Annotated in this window: 21 protein-coding genes, 3 riboswitches and 1 other annotated feature; of the genes, 6 read left to right on the top strand and 15 right to left on the bottom strand. The window is 46.9% G+C overall.

What is annotated here, in order from left to right; all coding sequences use genetic code 11:
- Nucleotides 1-73: 73 nt before the first annotated feature.
- Nucleotides 74-1,429 carry a magnesium transporter gene (gene mgtE / locus CP943_RS07805; protein ID WP_020451112.1) on the bottom strand — a complete coding sequence of 452 codons (1,356 nt, stop codon included), beginning with the start codon at nt 1,427-1,429 and terminating at the stop codon, nt 74-76.
- A 248-nt stretch (nt 1,430-1,677) separates the two neighbouring features.
- Nucleotides 1,678-1,842: riboswitch (M-box (ykoK) riboswitch) on the bottom strand.
- Nucleotides 1,843-1,981: 139 nt separating this feature from the next.
- On the bottom strand, nt 1,982-2,137 hold the full coding sequence (locus CP943_RS07800) for a transcriptional regulator SplA domain-containing protein (RefSeq protein WP_020451111.1): 156 nt from the start codon (nt 2,135-2,137) through the stop codon (nt 1,982-1,984).
- Nucleotides 2,138-2,429: 292 nt separating this feature from the next.
- On the opposite strand from CP943_RS07800, the gene CP943_RS07795 reads away from it, so the two are divergent.
- The 4 genes from CP943_RS07795 to CP943_RS07780 all read left to right on the top strand — a co-directional run bounded on the left by CP943_RS07795 (nt 2,430) and on the right by CP943_RS07780 (nt 7,372).
- Entirely contained in the window at nt 2,430-3,383 is a 954-nt protein-coding gene (locus tag CP943_RS07795) for a S8 family peptidase (protein WP_023856779.1), read from the top strand.
- A 130-nt stretch (nt 3,384-3,513) separates the two neighbouring features.
- A riboswitch (cobalamin riboswitch) is annotated at nt 3,514-3,702 on the top strand.
- A gap of 149 nt (nt 3,703-3,851) precedes the next feature.
- On the top strand, nt 3,852-6,140 hold the full coding sequence (gene metE, locus CP943_RS07790; RefSeq protein ID WP_026579820.1) for a 5-methyltetrahydropteroyltriglutamate--homocysteine S-methyltransferase: 2,289 nt from the start codon (nt 3,852-3,854) through the stop codon (nt 6,138-6,140).
- Between the two features lie 207 nt (nt 6,141-6,347).
- On the top strand, nt 6,348-6,662 hold the full coding sequence (locus tag CP943_RS07785; RefSeq protein WP_020451108.1) for a hypothetical protein: 315 nt from the start codon (nt 6,348-6,350) through the stop codon (nt 6,660-6,662).
- Entirely contained in the window at nt 6,659-7,372 is a 714-nt protein-coding gene (locus tag CP943_RS07780; RefSeq protein WP_026579821.1) for a hypothetical protein, read from the top strand. Before CP943_RS07785 ends, CP943_RS07780 begins: the two co-directional genes overlap by 4 nt.
- 160 nt (nt 7,373-7,532) lie before the next feature.
- Here CP943_RS07780 and CP943_RS07775 read toward each other — a convergent pair whose 3' ends face one another.
- Entirely contained in the window at nt 7,533-8,165 is a 633-nt protein-coding gene (locus tag CP943_RS07775; RefSeq protein WP_026579822.1) for a histidine phosphatase family protein, read from the bottom strand.
- Nucleotides 8,166-8,311: 146 nt separating this feature from the next.
- Between CP943_RS07775 and CP943_RS07770 the strand changes: the two genes are divergently transcribed.
- Nucleotides 8,312-8,782, top strand: a complete 471-nt coding sequence (locus CP943_RS07770) for a guanine deaminase (RefSeq protein WP_023856775.1) — start codon at nt 8,312-8,314, stop codon at nt 8,780-8,782.
- 33 nt (nt 8,783-8,815) lie between these two features.
- Here CP943_RS07770 and CP943_RS07765 read toward each other — a convergent pair whose 3' ends face one another.
- Both CP943_RS07765 and CP943_RS07760 read right to left on the bottom strand, forming a co-directional pair.
- On the bottom strand, nt 8,816-9,478 hold the full coding sequence (locus CP943_RS07765; protein WP_026579823.1) for a hypothetical protein: 663 nt from the start codon (nt 9,476-9,478) through the stop codon (nt 8,816-8,818).
- A gap of 71 nt (nt 9,479-9,549) precedes the next feature.
- Nucleotides 9,550-9,963: an organic hydroperoxide resistance protein OhrB gene (locus CP943_RS07760; protein ID WP_020451103.1), complete on the bottom strand. Its 414-nt coding sequence runs from the start codon at nt 9,961-9,963 to the stop codon at nt 9,550-9,552.
- A gap of 160 nt (nt 9,964-10,123) precedes the next feature.
- Between CP943_RS07760 and CP943_RS07755 the strand changes: the two genes are divergently transcribed.
- Nucleotides 10,124-10,576 carry a MarR family winged helix-turn-helix transcriptional regulator gene (locus tag CP943_RS07755; protein WP_020451102.1) on the top strand — a complete coding sequence of 151 codons (453 nt, stop codon included), beginning with the start codon at nt 10,124-10,126 and terminating at the stop codon, nt 10,574-10,576.
- A 41-nt stretch (nt 10,577-10,617) separates the two neighbouring features.
- On the opposite strand, the gene CP943_RS07750 is transcribed toward CP943_RS07755, so the two are convergent.
- From CP943_RS07750 to CP943_RS07700, 10 genes are all read right to left on the bottom strand, one after another.
- Nucleotides 10,618-11,043, bottom strand: a complete 426-nt coding sequence (locus tag CP943_RS07750) for an organic hydroperoxide resistance protein (RefSeq protein ID WP_035338887.1) — start codon at nt 11,041-11,043, stop codon at nt 10,618-10,620.
- A gap of 109 nt (nt 11,044-11,152) precedes the next feature.
- Nucleotides 11,153-12,400, bottom strand: a complete 1,248-nt coding sequence (locus CP943_RS07745; protein WP_025812019.1) for a glutamate-5-semialdehyde dehydrogenase — start codon at nt 12,398-12,400, stop codon at nt 11,153-11,155.
- 12 nt (nt 12,401-12,412) lie between these two features.
- Nucleotides 12,413-13,510, bottom strand: a complete 1,098-nt coding sequence (gene proB / locus CP943_RS07740; protein WP_025812022.1) for a glutamate 5-kinase — start codon at nt 13,508-13,510, stop codon at nt 12,413-12,415.
- A 59-nt stretch (nt 13,511-13,569) separates the two neighbouring features.
- Nucleotides 13,570-13,788, bottom strand: a binding site (T-box leader).
- A gap of 55 nt (nt 13,789-13,843) precedes the next feature.
- Entirely contained in the window at nt 13,844-14,746 is a 903-nt protein-coding gene (gene purU, locus CP943_RS07730) for a formyltetrahydrofolate deformylase (protein ID WP_020451097.1), read from the bottom strand.
- A gap of 113 nt (nt 14,747-14,859) precedes the next feature.
- Nucleotides 14,860-15,174, bottom strand: coding sequence for a DMT family transporter (locus tag CP943_RS07725; protein WP_020451096.1), 315 nt, complete (start codon nt 15,172-15,174; stop codon nt 14,860-14,862).
- Complete coding sequence (locus CP943_RS07720) at nt 15,174-15,503, bottom strand: DMT family transporter (protein ID WP_020451095.1); 330 nt, start codon at nt 15,501-15,503, stop codon at nt 15,174-15,176. Before CP943_RS07720 ends, CP943_RS07725 begins: the two co-directional genes overlap by 1 nt.
- A 59-nt stretch (nt 15,504-15,562) precedes the next feature.
- Nucleotides 15,563-15,665, bottom strand: a riboswitch (guanidine-I (ykkC/yxkD leader).
- 46 nt (nt 15,666-15,711) lie between these two features.
- Nucleotides 15,712-16,233 (bottom strand): DinB family protein, encoded by a 522-nt coding sequence (locus CP943_RS07715; protein ID WP_020451094.1) that lies wholly within the window; start codon nt 16,231-16,233, stop codon nt 15,712-15,714.
- A gap of 4 nt (nt 16,234-16,237) precedes the next feature.
- Entirely contained in the window at nt 16,238-16,738 is a 501-nt protein-coding gene (locus tag CP943_RS07710) for a small multi-drug export protein (protein ID WP_020451093.1), read from the bottom strand.
- Nucleotides 16,739-16,830: 92 nt separating this feature from the next.
- The gene (locus CP943_RS07705) at nt 16,831-17,580 is read right to left on the bottom strand and encodes a DUF1129 domain-containing protein (RefSeq protein WP_020451092.1); all 750 of its coding nucleotides are present in this window, start codon (nt 17,578-17,580) and stop codon (nt 16,831-16,833) included.
- A gap of 4 nt (nt 17,581-17,584) precedes the next feature.
- A complete protein-coding gene (locus CP943_RS07700; protein WP_020451091.1) occupies nt 17,585-17,917 on the bottom strand; it encodes a PadR family transcriptional regulator in 333 nt (110 codons plus the stop codon).
- Nucleotides 17,918-17,937: the final 20 nt, after the last annotated feature.

Raw genomic sequence — 17,937 nt, 5'->3', positions numbered from 1 at the left:
CTGCCTAAAATATATAGGCTTTTACGGATTCTGGCAAGCAAAAAACCCTCCCTAAAAAAGGAGGGCTGCTGTCTTACAGTGAATGAATGAATGCAGTTGCAATACCGAAGTAGATCAGCAGTGACAAAATGTCATTTAAAGTTGTGATCAGCGGACCCGATGCAATCGCAGGGTCGACGTTGCACTTGTGAAGGATGATCGGGACGATCGTTCCCGCCATCGTTCCGATGATCAGTGTGGCAAAGAGCGAAGTCCCTACCACAAATCCGAGCAGCAGATTCCCCTGCCATACAATCGCGATTCCTGTAATCACGACCGCACAAACAACGCCGATAATAATGCCGGCCTTGAGCTCCCGGAAAATCAAGCGGAAAATCGTTTTTTTATTGAGTTCTTCTTTTGACAGCCCTCTGATGACGACAGCGAGAGACTGCGTTCCGGTGTTACCCGTCATTCCTGCAATCATCGGCATAAAAAAGGCCAATGCGACAACCTGCTGCAGTGTGTCTTCAAAATAGCTCATGATGCTGCCTGAGATCAAACCGATGAACAGAAGCAAGATCAGCCACGGCAGACGTCGATATGCAGCGACATACGATTTTGTATCAAACGTGATTGCTTTACCTGATGCAGCAAATTTTTCGTAGTCTTCATTCGCTTCTTGGATGACGATGTCAATAATGTCATCGACCGTTACGATCCCGACAAGCTCATGGTTTTTTTCTACAACGGGAATCGCCAGAAAGTCGTACCGCTCAATGAGCCTTGCGACTTCTTCCTGATCTTGAAGAGCGTCCGCCGAGATGACCCTTGTAAACATTAATTCCTGAACCTTCTCATCGGGTTCTGCCAAAATGAGATCCCGGTATGAGATAACCCCGACAAGCTGCTTTTGTTCATTGATAACGTATAAATAGTTGATCGACTCCGCGATTTCCGCAAAGCTTTTCAGCTTGACAACCGCTTCTTTTACCGTGTAATGCTGCGGAATCCAGACATAGCGGTTTGTCATGATTCTTCCCGCTGTTTCAGGTGGGTAGTTCATCAGAACGCGGACCGCTTCAGATTCTTCCGCTTCCATACTGGAAAGAAGCTGGTCTTTCAGCTCTGAGTCCATTTCCTCGAAGAGCGCGGCAAGGTCGTCGTTGTCCATTTTATTCATCACATGGATCGCCTTTTCCTTGCCGACCTTGTTCAGAACGACAAGCTGCTCTTCTCTGTCCAGTTCGCCCATGAGATCGGTAATGTCTTCAACCGTTAAAAAAGACAGATACCGGCCGCGGTGCTTTTCGGGCATTTCCTTAAACAGAATCGCCATATCATAAGGCTGCAGTTCCTCTAAAACGTTTTGAAACTCTTTTCGTTTTCCGTCTCTCAGTAAAATAATAATGCGTAAAATCAGTTCATCATATGTCATGTTTTTTACCATGGCAATCTGTACCTCCCTTTTCAGGAGATCCTTATATCACCATAGCAAAAGGGGTGAAGTATAAGGATCTCCTCATCAATCAATGTGTGATGCTGTAAAATATTTCTCGTATGATTAAACCGCCTCGAATGGGGAGAATCCATACTTCCACCTCCTTGTTTAATACGGAAAGTTCACTTTCCTCAAAAAATAAAAAAACACCTATTTCATTGAAATGAAGGTGTTAAAAGCCATACAAAATAAAACCCTAACGCCTTCCATCGTAGAGCTTTAGCACTGTATGGCATAGGCAGCATGCCAGCTGCATTAAAAATCACCTTAGATCGATGATTTCTGTTGACCCATTGGCGTCTTTGGACATTTTTGGGCAGCAGCGTATCTCCATACAGGAGCCTCACCTAACGAAGAGCTGTATTTACCGGACACAATGAGATTACAGAAAAAAAGGATAACTGTCAATAAGAAAAGCAAACTTAATGCTCTCTATTATGGTTGATTCCCTTTTTCGTCAAAATTAAACCAGCTCTTTCGCCGAGATGCCGAGCTCCGTTCTTACTTTTCGCTATCCTGTTCAAGGTCGTCCTTTGACAGCAGGTGATAGTTTTCGTGCAGCAAAAGCGCGTATTCTCCTTCATATTTTGGATGCGGCACAAACTCCGCCTGCTCGATTGACAATTCGTCTCTTTTTTCGTTTTCTTGTTCTTTCACCCTGTATCAACTCCTTTTTTTAATAGGATATCCTTTTGCCGGGATAATATGATGAAGCGAAATCTCATATATATAGTGATTCTCTCGCCCTTTCGCCGATTTCACAGGTCTTTTCGCTTACAATTCCAGCATTGTTCGCAGTTATTCGACTTTTCTCCTCTATTATCTATATTTTTTAACTTTTCATAAAATTCATACAAATGAACCTTTTTTTAACAAAGTGAATGTTTTACAATAAAATCACGCACCTTGTAACCCATCTAAAGCAGCATATAACAGGGAGGGCTTTGAAATGCAAATGCGATTAATTCCTTATGTCACTGACACAAAGCTGATGGACGTGAACGAATTGCCGGAAGGAATCGATGCGATTAAGGCACCGGAGCTGTGGTCACAAGGTTTTAAAGGAAAAGATATCACTGTCGCAGTGCTTGATACAGGCTGTGACGCAACCCATCCCGATTTGGCAGACCGAATCATCGGAGGCAGAAACTTTACTGATGATGACAATGGAAAAGAAGATCAATTTCATGATTATAATGGACATGGCACCCATGTGGCGGGTACGATTGCAGCAAACGATCAAAACGGCGGCATCTCCGGCGTGGCACCTGAAGCGAACCTATTAATCGTCAAGGTGCTCGGCGGTGAAGACGGCAGCGGCGATTATGAATGGATCATCAACGGGATCAACTACGCCGTCGAACAAAAAGCCGATATCATTTCAATGTCGCTCGGCGGACCTGCCGACGTTCCGGAATTGAAAGAAGCGGTGACAAACGCCGTGAAAAACGGAGTGCTCGTCGTCTGCGCCGCCGGAAACGAAGGCGACGGCAATGACCGTACAGAGGAGTACTCATACCCTGCTGCATACAACGAAGTCATCGCTGTCGGGTCTGTGTCATTGACGCGGGAGTCTTCCGAATTCTCAAATGCGAACAAAGAAATTGACCTCGTTGCACCAGGAGAAGAAATCCTCTCTACATTGCCCGATCATCAATACGGAAAGCTGACGGGAACATCGATGGCCACACCGCACGTCAGCGGCGCGCTCGCTCTCATCAAGTCAGCTGAAGAAGAGGCGTTTAAACGGAAGCTGACAGAACCGGAACTGTATGCTCAGTTAATCCGCCGCACGCTTCCTCTTGATTACTCAAAAGCGCTGATCGGCAATGGATTCTTATATTTGTCGGCGCCGGAGGTACTGGCGGAAAAAGCCGGCGAAGCAAAACTTCTTTCCCTTTAACAGCCTAAGGAGGCTGCCGACAATGTCGGCGGCCTTTTTCATGGCTATCGATAAGGCTGAATCTTTTTAATTGCAAGAATTCAAAAATTATTTTGACTAAAAGATCGTGACGGTATATAATCTACTAAACAATTTCATCGCCGGGAACATGGTAATCTAACGAGGTTAGATTTTAAAAGGGAAGTTTGGTGAAAATCCGACGCGGTCCCGCCACTGTGAATGAGGAGGTTATTTCATAAAACCCACTGTTTCTATACGGGAAGGGGGAAATAACCGTCGATTCATGAGCCAGGAGACCTGCCTGTTCTGACGCACCATCAACCTACGGTCGATAGGAGGTGTTCGAGTTGACGTAACAATCGCTACGTTTATTTCTCGTTCGCAAAATGCTGTTTTCAGGCATTCACCTTCTCATTGTCCGAAGTGTGAGTGTCTTTTTTTATTGAACACTAAAAGGAGGAGACCAGAATGACAAATGTAAAAACGAGTAGCTTGGGATTTCCAAGAATCGGCTTGAACAGAGAATGGAAAAAATCGCTTGAGGCTTATTGGAAAGGAAACACAGACCGTGAGACCTTTTTAAAAGAAATGGACGAACAATTTTTAGCAGCCCTCCAGACCCAGCTTGATCAGCAAATCGATATCATACCGGTTTCCGACTTTACCCTGTACGACCACGTTCTTGACACGGCGGTGATGTTCAACTGGATTCCAAAAAGATTCAAGGATGTACATGATCCGTTAGATACTTATTTCGCAATGGCGAGAGGCACGAAAGATGCTGTATCGTGTGAAATGACAAAATGGTTTAACACAAACTACCATTATATTGTGCCTGAATTTGAAAAAGGCGCACAATACCGCGTGACGAGAAACAAACCGCTTGAAGATTATAAAAGAGCAAAAGCAGCATTGGGAACAGAAACGAAGCCCGTCATACTCGGCCTTTACACTTTCGTAGCCCTTGCAAAAGGCTATGAACAACAAGATATCAAAGATATTTATAGCCAAATGACGCCTCTTTACATCCAAGTTCTGAAAGAGCTTGAGCAGGAAGGCGGCAAATGGGTGCAAATCGACGAGCCTGCTCTAGTGACGGCTTCACATGAAGAAGCGGCTGCAGTCAAAGAAATCTATCAGACGATTACAGAGGAAGTCCCTGGAGTGAATATCCTTCTGCAAACCTATTTTGATTCGGTTGACGCTTATGAAGAGCTGATATCGTTTCCTGTCGCCGGGATTGGTCTTGATTTTGTTCATGATAAAGGGAAAAACTTCGAGCATTTAAAAGCGCACGGTTTTCCTAAAGGCAAAGTCCTTGCCGCCGGTATTTTAGACGGGCGCAACATTTGGAAAGCCAATCTCGAAGAACGCCTGGATCTGACGCTTGAGCTGATCCAGAGTGCGGGTGTTGACGAAGTCTGGATTCAGCCTTCAAACAGCCTGCTTCACGTCCCTGTCGCAAAACACCCGGACGAGCAGCTTGCCGATGATCTCTTGAACGGTTTATCTTTTGCAAAAGAAAAGCTTCTGGAGCTTACACTGCTGAAGAACGGACTTGTTTCCGGAAAAGCGGCCATCCAAACGGAAATCGATGAAGCGCACGGGCACCTTCAAGCTCTCAAACAATACGGTGCAGCGACAAATTCGGCCTTTGCCGAAGAAATAGACAAGCTGACCGAGGAAGACTTTAAACGCCCGACAGCTTTTGAAGAAAGACTGCGGATCCAAAATGAATCTCTCGGACTTCCTCTATTGCCGACAACGACGATCGGCAGCTTCCCGCAGACAGCGGAAGTGCGGAGCGCGCGGCAAAAATGGCGGAAAAAAGAATGGTCTGACGAGCAGTATGAAGTATTTATTCAGAAAGAAACAAAGAAATGGATTGACATTCAGGAAGACCTCGGACTTGACGTTCTCGTTCACGGAGAATTCGAACGGACAGACATGGTTGAATATTTCGGTGAAAAGCTCGGAGGATTCGCCTTTACCAAATACGCCTGGGTTCAGTCATACGGTTCCCGCTGCGTCCGTCCGCCGGTCATCTATGGAGATGTCGAGTTTAAAGAGCCGATGACGGTAAAAGAAACAGTTTACGCCCAATCCTTGACCTCGAAGAAAGTCAAGGGCATGCTGACAGGTCCTGTTACGATTTTAAACTGGTCCTTTGCCCGCTATGATCTGCCGAGAAAAGAGATTGCCTTCCAAATCGCCCAAGCTCTCCGCAAAGAGGTTGAAGCGCTCGAAAAAGCAGGCATTCAAATCATCCAGGTCGATGAACCCGCCTTGAGAGAAGGCCTGCCGCTTAAAGAACGGGATTGGGACGAGTACCTTAAATGGGCTGCCGAAGCGTTCAGACTGTCCACTTCATCAGTAGAAGATACGACGCAAATCCATACGCATATGTGCTACAGCAACTTTGAAGATATTGTAGACACGATCGAAGATCTTGACGCAGACGTCATTACGATCGAGCACAGCAGAAGCCACGGCGGATTCCTTGATTATCTGGAACAGCATCCTTACCTGAAAGGACTCGGGCTTGGCGTCTATGATATTCACAGTCCCCGCGTCCCTTCCAGCGATGAAATGCTCACGATTATAGAAGATGCGCTGAAAGTCTGCCCGGCTGACCGCTTCTGGGTAAACCCTGACTGCGGTTTAAAAACGAGACAGCCTGAAGAAACGATCGCAGCACTTAAACATATGGTTGAAGCAGCCAAACAAGCAAGGGGCAAACTCGCTCAGACTGTTTAATTCCACAAAAAATCCAACACAAACGCCGCCTGTTCACACGGGCGGCTCTTTTCATGTCCTCAGCCCTTTTTAGGCCGAAAGAACCGTTATATAAGGTATGTCCGCCCAAAAATCATTAAGACTTTTGATTCATTCGTACGATTTCCTTCCGTATCCTTTTCTTTTAACATATTTGTAGTAGATGATGGAAGGGAAGGAAAATATGTAGTGATTGACGATGGAATAGCGTTAGAACGAAAAATCAAACGAAAAATATATCAGGAAGACATTCACTCTCTTCAGCTATACGTAAAAGAAGTGACTGCCGCCATTGACGAGCTGAGGCAGGAAAGTTCTTCTATTTTAAAAGCACACCAAATGTATATCAACGGATGGCGCGGACAGGCGCGCGAAATGTATGACGCACTTTTGGACGATCTTGACCGGGCGGAATCGCGCGTGTATGACAGGCTGAGGGCCATTAAGGAGCAGGCGTCCGAAGAAATTGAGCGGCTTCAGCTGAAAGCCGAGGAGCTGACATGACGATCCGGCTGAACATCAATGATCTGCACGCGCTCGCCCGCCAATTTCGCTATTCCCACCAGCGAATCAGCGATTTAATAAACCTTTTGAACCGCCATTTTCATGTTCTTTTCTCCAGCGTGAAAACAGCAAGGACCTACGGGATCGATCAGGCGCAATCCGAAATGGAACATGAACTCAATGGATTTTTACACACGCTCGATGATTTGCAGCATCTTCTGCACTTTACAGAAATCCGCATGAAAAAGACCGATCAAATGCTTGCAGAGAAGCTCTTCCAGAGCGGCGGGCGTCTGGCAGGCTACCTGCCGATCATGTCTTTTTTGGCCGCGGCCAAATGTTCCCCTGACAGTTACAGACTGACCGCGCCGCCGCTGTCTGAACCGCTCGCTCTCATGAAGCAGATCAAACAAAACGGCCTGTCAGGACTCTTTACGAAAAAACGAGCCGCAGCATATATTCAGTTAGATGAAGAAGGACAGCAGCAGCTGTGGTCAGCACGCCGCATGATCAGCCGCACAATCGCCGACAACCTTTGCCTTCTGGCGTATCAGCAAATCGCAAAAGGCCCGCTTTCTCTTACGGTCTTCCTTTTCGGAAAAAAAGCGGAAGCAGATGCGGCAGATGTCAAAACCGTTTGTCTTTCAAAAAACAAAACGATTTCCGCTGCCACGCTCCACAGCTTCAGTGCCAAAATGTATTCCGGCTAAGAGGCTCGGAGCGGACTTTCACAGGATATGATGACAGCGGCGTTCAGGCAGGACGCCTGGATGGTTTGCCGCCGATCCTGTGAGCACCGCCTTTGCAGGCCTGCAAGGGTTTGTCGACACGCTAAAAGCCTGATTGTTGAAATCAGGCTTTTTGGCATGCCTACCAGGTGGCATTCTTTGCTTCTACTCTATGTTCCCCGTCTCCTTCTCTTTCGATTGTGACCTTTCCATCATCAGAAACTGTTACAACTGCAAGAGCTGTGTCATGAACATAGCTCGAGTTCCATAGTTCACTGACCGGCCTCTTTTTTAACAGATTCAAAAGCACCAAAATAAACACGGAATGGCTGACAATGAGGACATTGCCTTCCCGATGGCGGCGGAGAATGAATTCATACACCCGGCTGACCCGTCTTTCAAAATCGTAAAAGCTCTCCCCTTCATCAGGCATGTATGTTTCAGGCGCATTAAAATACGCTTCCAGCAAGTCAGGATCGCTTTGTTCGATCTCATCATACGTTTTTCCTTCCCAGCGGCCGATCGAGATTTCTTTTAATCTGTCGTCTGTTATAAAGGGAACACTGCGGTTCTGCAGCATAGCCCGCGCAGAATCAACAGCCCGGCCGCTTGGACTGGAATATGCGGCTTGGAATTGAACATCTTTCAGCCGTTCGCCGAGGGCGTTTGCATTTGCCAGCCCCAAAGCCGTTAAATTGGAGTCTTCCCAGCCTTGCATTCTTTTTTCAATATTCCATTCCGTCTGACCGTGTCTTGCAATATACAATGTAAGCAAAACATCATCCTCCGTTCATCATTCTAGCATTCATTGTATGCGATGGTCCGTTCGAAATCAAACATACTGAATATTCTGATGCGCGTTTATTTTACAAGATTCATCAGCTATAATAAGAAGGCAAGACAACCAAGGAGGATACAGAAATGAATCATGAAGCATTTTTGCAGCGCGCAATCGACCTTGCGGTGGAGAGCGTGAAAAGCGGCACGGGCGGACCTTTTGGCGCTGTGATTGTCAAAGACGGCCAAATTATTGCCGAGGGAAAAAACAATGTCACAACAAGCAATGATCCCACCGCGCATGCTGAGGTAACGGCTATTCGGCTCGCCTGTGAAGCACTTGGCGATTATCAGCTGAACGACTGCATTCTTTATACAAGCTGTGAACCGTGCCCAATGTGCCTGGGAGCCATCTACTGGGCGAGACCGAAGGAAGTTTACTTCGCCGCTCAGCATTCAGATGCCGCATCGGCCGGTTTTGACGATTCTTTTATTTATGAAGAAATCACAAAAACGCAAAGCGAACGGACAATTCCTTTTTATAAAATGGACCTTCAAGCAAAGCTTGAACCCTTTCTCACGTGGGAAACGACCGATCAAAAAGTGGAATATTAAAATAAAAAAAGCTTCCTGGTGAAGGAAGCTTTTTCATTTTGAAGCTGACGGCTCATACCATTCAAGCTTTTGATCTTCAGATTCCAAATCAAGGCTTTCCGCCTTTCCATCCTTTTCAATTTCAAGCCTGACGATTTTCCCTTTCAGTTTTTCAGGTGCTTCGGCGACATCCCTCTCAAAATCGGCTGTTTTCTGATAAGTTTTTTCCCCTGCTTTTGTTTTGAGTGTAATGTTTTGTTCCGATTCGCTGACAAACGCGGCAATGATTTTTCGGCTGCCGTCATTCTCCTGTTCATATACGCCGTTTTGGTCGGCTTTTGACTGCGGCATGAGCTCGGCTTCTTCGGCTTCTTGCGTTTTTCCGTCCACCTCTACCTTCACAAGCTTCCCGATTAAGTCATCATGGTCTTCTTCGCTGTGAAAACGGCTGCTTTTCGGTACAATCAGTTCCTTATCCTTTATTTCGAGCGTGATTTGGTCGTCTTCGGCATGAACATACTTGCCTATCAAATCAAAATCTTCTTCAGACCGAATATTTTTGTCAAGAGAATATGTTTTCAAATCAGGCGCTTTCTGTTTGGCCGTATCAGCCGAGGGTTGATTTCCGTTGTTCTCCTTCGCTCCGGTTCCGCATCCTACAAGGACGAAGGCGGCAGAGAGCACGGCGAATACAAGCGCTTTTTTAAGATATGCCATTTGCTGCTCCTTTCTAAAAAAGAAAGCAAACAAGCTTTGTTTGCTTTCTCGTTTTCATCTTTCCCGTTTGTTTATTTTACTTCAAGGCTGACGTCGATATTTCCTCTCGTCGCTTTTGAATAAGGGCAAAAGTCATGAGCGGCTTCGACCAGCTCTTTCGCTTTTTCTTTGTCTACCCCGCCTGAGGTGACGATCAGCTTGACGCCGATTTTAAAACCGCCGTCACTCTCATCCTTCAGCAAGCTCACATGGCCCTCAACCTCAGAATCGATGTTAATGCCTTTTTGTTTTGCGACATGCTCCAATGCGCCGCCGAAGCACGCCGCGTATCCCGCCGCAAAGAGCTGTTCAGGATTTGTCCCTGATTCGCCTTCTTTTTTTTCATTTGGCATGACAATGTTGTGATCCAAAACCCCGTCATCTGATGTGACATGTCCTGATCTTCCGCCTTTTGCCGTGACTTTTGCTGTAAATAATGCAGTCATCCTGATTCCTCCTTACGTTTTTTTCCTCTACTCTTTATATTTCACAAAATGAGTTTTTTAAACATCCGTTTTTGTTTTTTCGGGTTTTCTGCAGAACAATGGGAAAAAAACGAAAAATCTTATACAATAAAAAGGAACATAAAAAAGAGTTGGTGAAACGATGACAAACGAATTTGAACATATGAGGCTTGACAGACAGCTTTGTTTTCTCCTTTATGCCAGTTCGCGTGAAATGACGAAGCTTTACAAGCCGCTGCTTGATAAACTCAATATTACGTATCCGCAGTACCTCGCACTCCTTTTATTATGGGAGCACGGGGAATTAAACGTCAAAACAATGGGCAAGCTCCTTTATCTCGATTCCGGCACACTGACGCCGATGCTGAAGAGGATGGAGCAGCACGGGCTTTTAACAAGGGAGCGGTCACCTGAAGATGAACGGTCTGTGGTCGTCAGACTGACAGCAGGCGGCCAGGCACTTCAGGAAAAAGCGAGCAGCATTCCGCAACACATGATCGCCCAGACCGATCTGTCGGCTGGCGAACTGAAGAACTTGAAACAAACGCTTGAATCCCTTCTGGCTTCATTGACGAAAAAAACAGATGCGCTGTAAAGACAGCAAAAAGGCGCCTTCGATATGAAGGCGCCTTTTTTTTAAGAAATGACTTCAAGGCTGACATCAACATTTCCGGAAATCGCTTTTGAATACGGACAAACGGTATGAGCTTGATGAACGAGTTTTTCGAGCTCCGACTGTTCAACGCCGGTTCCTTTTACTTGCAGCGTGACACTGAGCTTATAGCCTCCATCTGCTTCATCTTTCAGAAGGCTGACGTTTGCCGTCACCTCTGTCTCCATTCGAAGACGCGCTTTTTGGGCGGTCAATTGCAATGCACTGTCAAAGCATGCCGCATATCCGGCAGCAAACAGCTGCTCCGGATTGGTGGCATTTTCGTTCTTCTTGGCTTTTGGCGTTCCCGGCATGGCCAGCTCCAGTTCAAGGACGCGGTCAGATGAGGTGACTTGTCCGTCTCTGCCGCCTTTGGCAGTAGCTTGCGAGGTAAATAGCGGTTTCATGATTTATCGTCTCCTTTAATTTATATTGTGCACAATTCAATTTTATAAAATTGAATGCGAAAACGCAACAAAAAAACATCCTGTCTGCATGTCAAGACAGGATGTTTCACTTTCATATCCGGATTTGCCCGTTTCCTTTAATGATATATTTAGAAGAAGTCAGCGCTTTAAGGCCCATCGGCCCCCTTGCATGAAGCTTTTGCGTGCTGATGCCGATTTCGGCGCCATAGCCGAATTCAAAGCCGTCCGTAAAACGCGTGGAAGCATTGTGGTAAACCGCTGCAGCGTCAACAGACGTTAAGAAAAACCGGGCGTTTTCCTGATTTTCAGTCAGAATCGCTTCCGAATGACGCGTGCCGTACTGCCTGATGTGCCGGATGGCTTCATCGATTCCGGCGACAATTTTGATGCTGACAACCGGCGCAAGAAACTCGGTTTCCCAGTCGGTCTCGCGAGCAGGAACCGCAGATGGCAGCAGCGCGCATACAGCTTCGTCTCCCCTGATTTCAACGCCTGCTTCTTCAAGCTTTTGAAGCAGCGCTGTCGTATGCTCTTTCGCCCAGTCTTTATGGATAAGCACCGTTTCAATCGCATTGCAGACAGAAGGACGCTGCGTTTTGGCATTGATTACAACCTGCTCGGCCATGTCGGACCGAGCCGATTCATCAATGAATATGTGACAGTTTCCCGCGCCTGTTTCAAGGACAGGTACTGTGGATTCCCGCACCACCATATCAATGAGGTTTTTTCCTCCTCGCGGAATCAGAACATCCAAGCCGTCGTTTAAAGTGAACAGCTGTTTTGCCGCTTCCCTGCTTGTATCTTCAATGAGCTGAACGGCATCCTGCGGAAGCGCAGATTGTTCGAGCGCTTCTCTGATTACGCGGACGAGCGCTTGATTGCTGTTGATGGCTGATGAACTGCCCCGCAGGATGACGGCATTTCCCGTTTTCAAACAGAGGGTCGCGGCGTCGACCGTTACATTCGGCCGGGCCTCGTAGATCATGCCGACGACTCCGAGCGGAACCCTGACATTTTCAATGAAAAGCCCGTTGTCTTTGCGGATCGTTTCAAGCGTTTCCCCCACAGGATCTTCAAGCTTGATGAGCAGCATGACGGCGTCTGCCATATCATTCAGTCTCTCCGGCGTTAAGGCAAGTCGGTCAAGCAGCGCAGGTGAAAAGCCTTTTTCTTTGCCGCGAACGATATCTTTCTCGTTTTCTGCCAATATCTCATCTTGCTTAAAGCGGAGCGCCTCGGCGATGAAGGAAAGCGCCTCATTTTTCTTTGCAGTCGGCTGATGAACCAGTTCTTCTTTTGCGACTTTAGCCTTTTTTGCTTTTTCAATCACTTCGCTCATTCTTTCATCCCCTTATTCTTTAATACTTACCCAATCATTTCGATGGATGACTTCTATCCCTTCTTCATGATGGAACTCATCGCTTCGTTTCCCTTTCACCTCTTCAAGTTCTGCTGCGGAGTACAGCGTTTGGCCTTTTCCGGCCAAGCCGTTCGGTCCGTAAACTTCGACAACCGCCCCTTTCGGAAAATCCCCGGATATTGCTGTTACGCCGGCCGGCAGCAAGCTGCCGCCATTTTCGATAATCGCCAGCTCAGCCCCCTCATCAACGGTAATCTTCCCTGAGACAGGAGAGTGAAAAGCGATCCACTGTCTATGATTGTTGACGGAAGACAGGTCGGATTGGCCGATATAGGTGCCGTCCCCGTTTCCTTTTAAAATCTGAATCAGCTTATCATCTCCCTCTCCGGCGCCTATGAAAACATTGACGCCGAGTGAAAGAGCGGTTTTTGCCGCCAAAAGCTTCGACTTCATTCCGCCCGTCCCGACTTTTGAACCGGCGGATGCGGCGCAGCCCAAAAGTTCGTCCGTAATTTCGGGAATGTAATCAAAACGGCGGGCATCAGGATGTTCATTCGGATTCGAATCATAGAGGCCGTTAATATCCGTTAAAATGATGAGTTTGTCGGCATGAATCAGTCCGCTCACCAGGGCGGATAGCATGTCATTGTCCCCAAACGTCAATTCTTCAACAGATACCGAATCATTTTCATTAATAATCGGGACAAGCCCCCGTTCAATCAGTTCCATAATGGTCGCATATGCATTTCGATACCGTTCCCGTTTGGCAAAATCGTTTCTTGTCAATAAAATTTGCGCAGGCTTGATATCGCGGTCTGCAAAATGCTTGATGTATGTCTGCATTAACAAGCTCTGGCCGACGGCCGCTGCAGCCTGTTTCCCCTTTAGCGTGACAGGCCTCGCGGGATAGCCGAGCTGTAAAAATCCCGCAGCGACAGCGCCGGACGAAATAAAGATGACGTCGTGGCCTTCTTTTTTCAGAGCAGCTATCGCCCGAACATGGTCATTGATCTTCGCCTCATCGATGCTGCCTTTCGAATTGGTTAATGAACTGCTTCCGATTTTAATGACAATCCGTTGTTTTTTCACGTTTTTTCCCTCCGAGATGATCTGGCAGAAGCCAACAAAAAAAGCCCTTTTCGTCCAAATAAAAGGACGAAAAGAGCTTTCCGCGGTACCACCTTCATTGAATGCGCGAGAAAAAAGCGCACTCCTCTTTCCCCTTTAACGCCAGGGTATGCGCCCAGGTTTTCCCCCTGAGACTCCGAGGCAGGTTCAGCAGGTTTCATGTGGTGAAATGTTTCAGCATGCCATTTCACTCTCTTTCACAGAAAGAACTGCTTACTGGCCCTCTTCAACGCTCGTGATTTTTTATTATTATGCCTAGGAAAAACGCCTCTGTCAAGAGGGAGATCAAACAATTTAATTAAAGACGATCGTCTTGTTTCCATGCACGATAATCCGGTCTTCCAAGTGCCATTTGACCGCTCTTGCCAAAACGCTTCTCTCAATCGTGCGGCCGATGTTTTTCAATGCTTCCACATTGTCTCTGTGGTCGACCCGTTCGATATCCTGTTCGATGATCGGTCCTTCATCCAATTCGTTTGTCACATAATGCGATGTTGCTCCGATCAGTTTAACGCCTCTTTCATATGCCCGTTTATACGGATTCGCTCCGATAAAAGCCGGCAGGAATGAGTGGTGAATATTAATGATTTTGTTCGGATGAGCCGAGACAAAATCAGGCGTTAAAATCTGCATGTAGCGGGCGAGAACGATGACATCCGCACGATACTCTTCAAGCCATTTCAGCTGCTGTTTTTCCACTTCTTCACGGATGTCTTTGTTCGCTTTCATGTAAAGGAACGGAATATTCAGCGATTCAACGGTTTCTCTTGCATCTTCATGATTGCTGATAACCGCTGCAATTTCCGCCATCAAATTGCCGCTCTGCCACTCCCACAGCAGTTCATGCAGGCAGTGAAGCTCTTTTGAAACGAAGATAGCGACGCGTTTCAGCTCGCTCGCCAAATTCATGCTCCACGTCATTTGGAAGGACTCCGCCACAGTGGCGAATGTCGCTTTCATCTGTTCGATCTTTTTGCGGATGCCTTCGGCTTCAAACTCAATCCGCAGAAAGAACCGGCCTCCTTCAGGGTCTGTCGTATACTGGCTCGATTCAATAATATTCGCGCCATTTTCAAATAAAAAGGAAGAAACGGCGGCGACGATTCCAGGCTGATCCGGACAGCTGACCAGAAGGCGGGCCTTATCGTTATTGATTTCCTGATATTGCGATAACTGCTGTTTCATATATGCATTCATTTTCGTAAAACCCTCTTTGCTTGTAATTCGTAAACTATCTTTTCATTATACTGGAGTTTATTGAAAAATCAATTTACGGACGCCCATTTGCCATGAAGTGCACGGGCCGGACTCTAGCTTATCAGTTTCAGTCCGACGGCTGATCCCAAAATGAGCGCGATGAAAAAGATGCGTTTTCCGTCTTTCGGCTCTCCGTAAAACAGGATGCCGACAAGCGCACCTCCAACCGTGCCGATCCCTGTCCAAACTGCATACGCCGTTCCCATCGGCAGCGTCTCCATCGCAAGGGATAGCAAGAAAAACGAAGCGGCAAAACCGATGATCAACAATAAGATCCATCTCAGCCGCTTGTCTTTATGAAACTGGTTCATCATCGTCACGCCGAGCATTTCCAGTATACCGGCGGCGATGAGGCAGATCCATTCCATTATGACGCCTCCCCTTTCTCTTCATTTGTTACAAGCTTCAAGCCGATCACGCCGCATAGCAAAACACCGATCAGAGCAAGCTTGGCGATATTTGCCGGCTCATGAAACAAGACGATTTCGCAGACGACCGTTCCCGCTGTGCCGAGACCGGTAAATACGGCATACACGGTTCCGACCGGCAGCTTCTCTCCCGCCTTCACCAGTATATAAAAGCTCATCGCGACGGCCGCCGCCGTGCCGATCCATTCAAGAGCCGAATCAGCGTGTTTCAGCCCCATGACCCAGCCAATTTCAAACAAGGCTGCAAGTATGACACTGCCCCATCTCATCAAAATCCCTCCAATTCATTTTCAGCAAAAGAAAAAACCCGGGTTATCGATGAAAACGATACTCCCGGGCTTTTATCCCTCCGTGTGCATATGAACAAATCATATGTGTTTTCTCTCGGACCAGACCACATCCGAATGTGCGGAACCCTAGAAAACTTTAACGCTATGAAGTTTGCTAATTAGCATCATACCAAATCATTCGAAAAAATCAACTGTTTTGCTTGCGGTACTCCCCTAAGCAGGCCTGGATATGCGCTTGGTGATAGCGGTTATGATCAGACATATGCCAGATTCCCCAGCGGATGGTCGAAAACCCTCCCTCATACGGAACCTTCTTCAACAAGTCTGTTTCCGAGAAGCCTTTAACGGTGCGTTTCAACATCTCCAGCACCTCGTCATACCACTCGATTAACACGGATAAGGGTAAGCCTTTTACCTCAGGCAAACGTCCGTTTTCATCTGTCATCGGCCCGTATTTCTCTTCCAGCTCTCTGGGAAATTCGCTTCCCTTCAGCCTGTATACCCAGCGAATATCGACATTGATTAAATGATAGATCAGCTGGGCGATGCTGTTTTTGTCGCCATGCTCCCCTTTATATTCCAGCTCCTCCCGGCTGATGCCGGAGACGATTGATTTCAGCCGTTCGATGTTTTCATTGACCGCCGAAAAAAGCACCCCGACTGTCGGCGCCATCTCTTCAACTGGAGATAAATCCTTTAAAAACGGCATAACTTCACTCCTCTTGTTTAAAGATATTTTTCAGCAGCCCTTCATTTTCAGGAGCGAGGAAACTGAAACCGTAGTAGGCAGCGACAGCCGACACCGCTGTCCATACCGTGAGACTCCCCGTCATCCAGAGCGCCGTTTGCCTGTGCTTGGCCCCGAAGCCCATGCACATAAACGCGGTTAAGTGGGAGCCGATAAAGAAAGGTCCGACGAAAGAAAGGCCCGGGATGCCGTAGGTCAGCCATATTTTTTTCGCTCTGCTTTTCCTTTTTGAGAGCTTATCGGTCTCCGTTCCCCGCTCCCCGCGTTTTCTTTCAAGCCACGCCTTCACTTTGTCAATTAAAAAAATAAGCAGCAGTACAGTTAACAGATTTCCGAATAGTGCGATAATAGCGGACGGAACCGGTTTAAGCCCGGCAACGATCGCTAGCGGCACGACACCGATCACTTCAAACCACGGAATCGCAGCCAAAATAAAGACGAGTACATAGCCCCACATCATATCCATATATCGGCCACCTTTCATGCTCTGATCATAAACATTGTGATCGCCAAAAGGCAAGAGTCTTTACCTTAAAAAATATCATGCTCTTCCGTATTTCATTCATATTGAGCCGTATTTTTGGCACGCTTTGTCTCAATGAACATGACGAGCAACAGCCCGATATAGGGAATATAAGTTTCTGCCAGCATGGCTCCGGCTGAATCCCACTTCATATACTGAAACAAAAAATGCGTTCCGGCTAAAAGCAGCGGCAATATGGACAAGGCTGCAGCTTTCAACCTGAAAGACAAAAGTACGATCACGAGAAACGACAGAGCCATAATCAGCCAGCGGCTTCCCCCGTCAAACGAAAGAATAGGTGTCCCGAATTGCCGATCAATAAAAATAATCGCCAAAATCGGAAAAAACGTCAAAGCGGTGTACATCACCGTATACATGAAGGCCGTTTTCTTCCCTTTAAACGCTGAAACGCGGCCCAACAGCGGTAACATAGCCGCTGCCAGCAAAATATAAAGCGGATAGCCTGCCAGTACATAGACCGAATAATTGAGGCTGTCGTTCACGGCGTCACTGAATATAAAATAGGATATCGCGCCGATCAAAATGGCAAAGAACAACTTGGCGATCTCCCCAGGCCTTGATGAAAGCTCTTTTGACAGTGCTTGAACATATGACTTGGGAGAATCCCCAAAAATTTGCCGGACGGTTTTTCCTTCCTTTTCCCCTTCCAAGGCATGAACTGTCAGCTCATTCATGATCCCTTCGATTTCTTTGTCGCTTTTTCCTACAGACATTAAATACAATCTCATGTCGTCCAATACGTTTTGCATGTCTTTTGATAGCACGATTTCACTTCTCCTTCAGTTTTTTTTCGAGCAGCGCATTGACGTTCCCGGATAATGCCTTCCAACGCCCGATGAACGATCGAAGCTCCGCTTCGCCAAGGGGTGTCAGTCTGTAATATTTTCTCTTCGGGCCGCTCGCCGACCGTTTTAGTTCGGTCTCCACCCATTTTTCCTTTTGCATGCGCAGGAGAATCGGATAGATGCTTCCTTCGCTGATATCCGAAAAACCGTATCCTGCAAGCACCTTTGTCATTTCATAGCCGTATATCTCCCCTTCGGATATGACAGCAAGCAGACATCCTTCTAAAATCCCTTTCAGCATTTGCGTTGAACTCATAAGCCACCTCTTTTATGTAT

Source organism: Bacillus paralicheniformis, from assembly GCF_002993925.1.
GTDB classification, from domain to species: domain Bacteria; phylum Bacillota; class Bacilli; order Bacillales; family Bacillaceae; genus Bacillus; species Bacillus paralicheniformis.
Note: the sequence above shows the minus strand (reverse complement) of the source record. Positions and strands in the feature narration are given on the sequence as shown.

Coding starts and splice junctions, on each gene's coding strand:
- CP943_RS07755 (WP_020451102.1), top strand. CDS start 10,124: ATGACAAACGAATTTGAACATATGAGGCTTGACAGACAGCTTTGTTTT.
- metE (WP_026579820.1), top strand. CDS start 3,852: ATGACAAATGTAAAAACGAGTAGCTTGGGATTTCCAAGAATCGGCTTG.
- CP943_RS07715 (WP_020451094.1), bottom strand. CDS start 16,233: ATGCCGTTTTTAAAGGATTTATCTCCAGTTGAAGAGATGGCGCCGACA.
- CP943_RS07780 (WP_026579821.1), top strand. CDS start 6,659: ATGACGATCCGGCTGAACATCAATGATCTGCACGCGCTCGCCCGCCAA.
- CP943_RS07700 (WP_020451091.1), bottom strand. CDS start 17,917: ATGAGTTCAACGCAAATGCTGAAAGGGATTTTAGAAGGATGTCTGCTT.
- CP943_RS07760 (WP_020451103.1), bottom strand. CDS start 9,963: ATGACTGCATTATTTACAGCAAAAGTCACGGCAAAAGGCGGAAGATCA.
- mgtE (WP_020451112.1), bottom strand. CDS start 1,429: ATGGTAAAAAACATGACATATGATGAACTGATTTTACGCATTATTATT.
- CP943_RS07720 (WP_020451095.1), bottom strand. CDS start 15,503: ATGAGATGGGGCAGTGTCATACTTGCAGCCTTGTTTGAAATTGGCTGG.
- CP943_RS07745 (WP_025812019.1), bottom strand. CDS start 12,400: ATGAGCGAAGTGATTGAAAAAGCAAAAAAGGCTAAAGTCGCAAAAGAA.
- CP943_RS07765 (WP_026579823.1), bottom strand. CDS start 9,478: ATGGCATATCTTAAAAAAGCGCTTGTATTCGCCGTGCTCTCTGCCGCC.
- CP943_RS07710 (WP_020451093.1), bottom strand. CDS start 16,738: ATGGATATGATGTGGGGCTATGTACTCGTCTTTATTTTGGCTGCGATT.
- purU (WP_020451097.1), bottom strand. CDS start 14,746: ATGAATGCATATATGAAACAGCAGTTATCGCAATATCAGGAAATCAAT.
- CP943_RS07725 (WP_020451096.1), bottom strand. CDS start 15,174: ATGGAATGGATCTGCCTCATCGCCGCCGGTATACTGGAAATGCTCGGC.
- CP943_RS07770 (WP_023856775.1), top strand. CDS start 8,312: ATGAATCATGAAGCATTTTTGCAGCGCGCAATCGACCTTGCGGTGGAG.
- CP943_RS07795 (WP_023856779.1), top strand. CDS start 2,430: ATGCAAATGCGATTAATTCCTTATGTCACTGACACAAAGCTGATGGAC.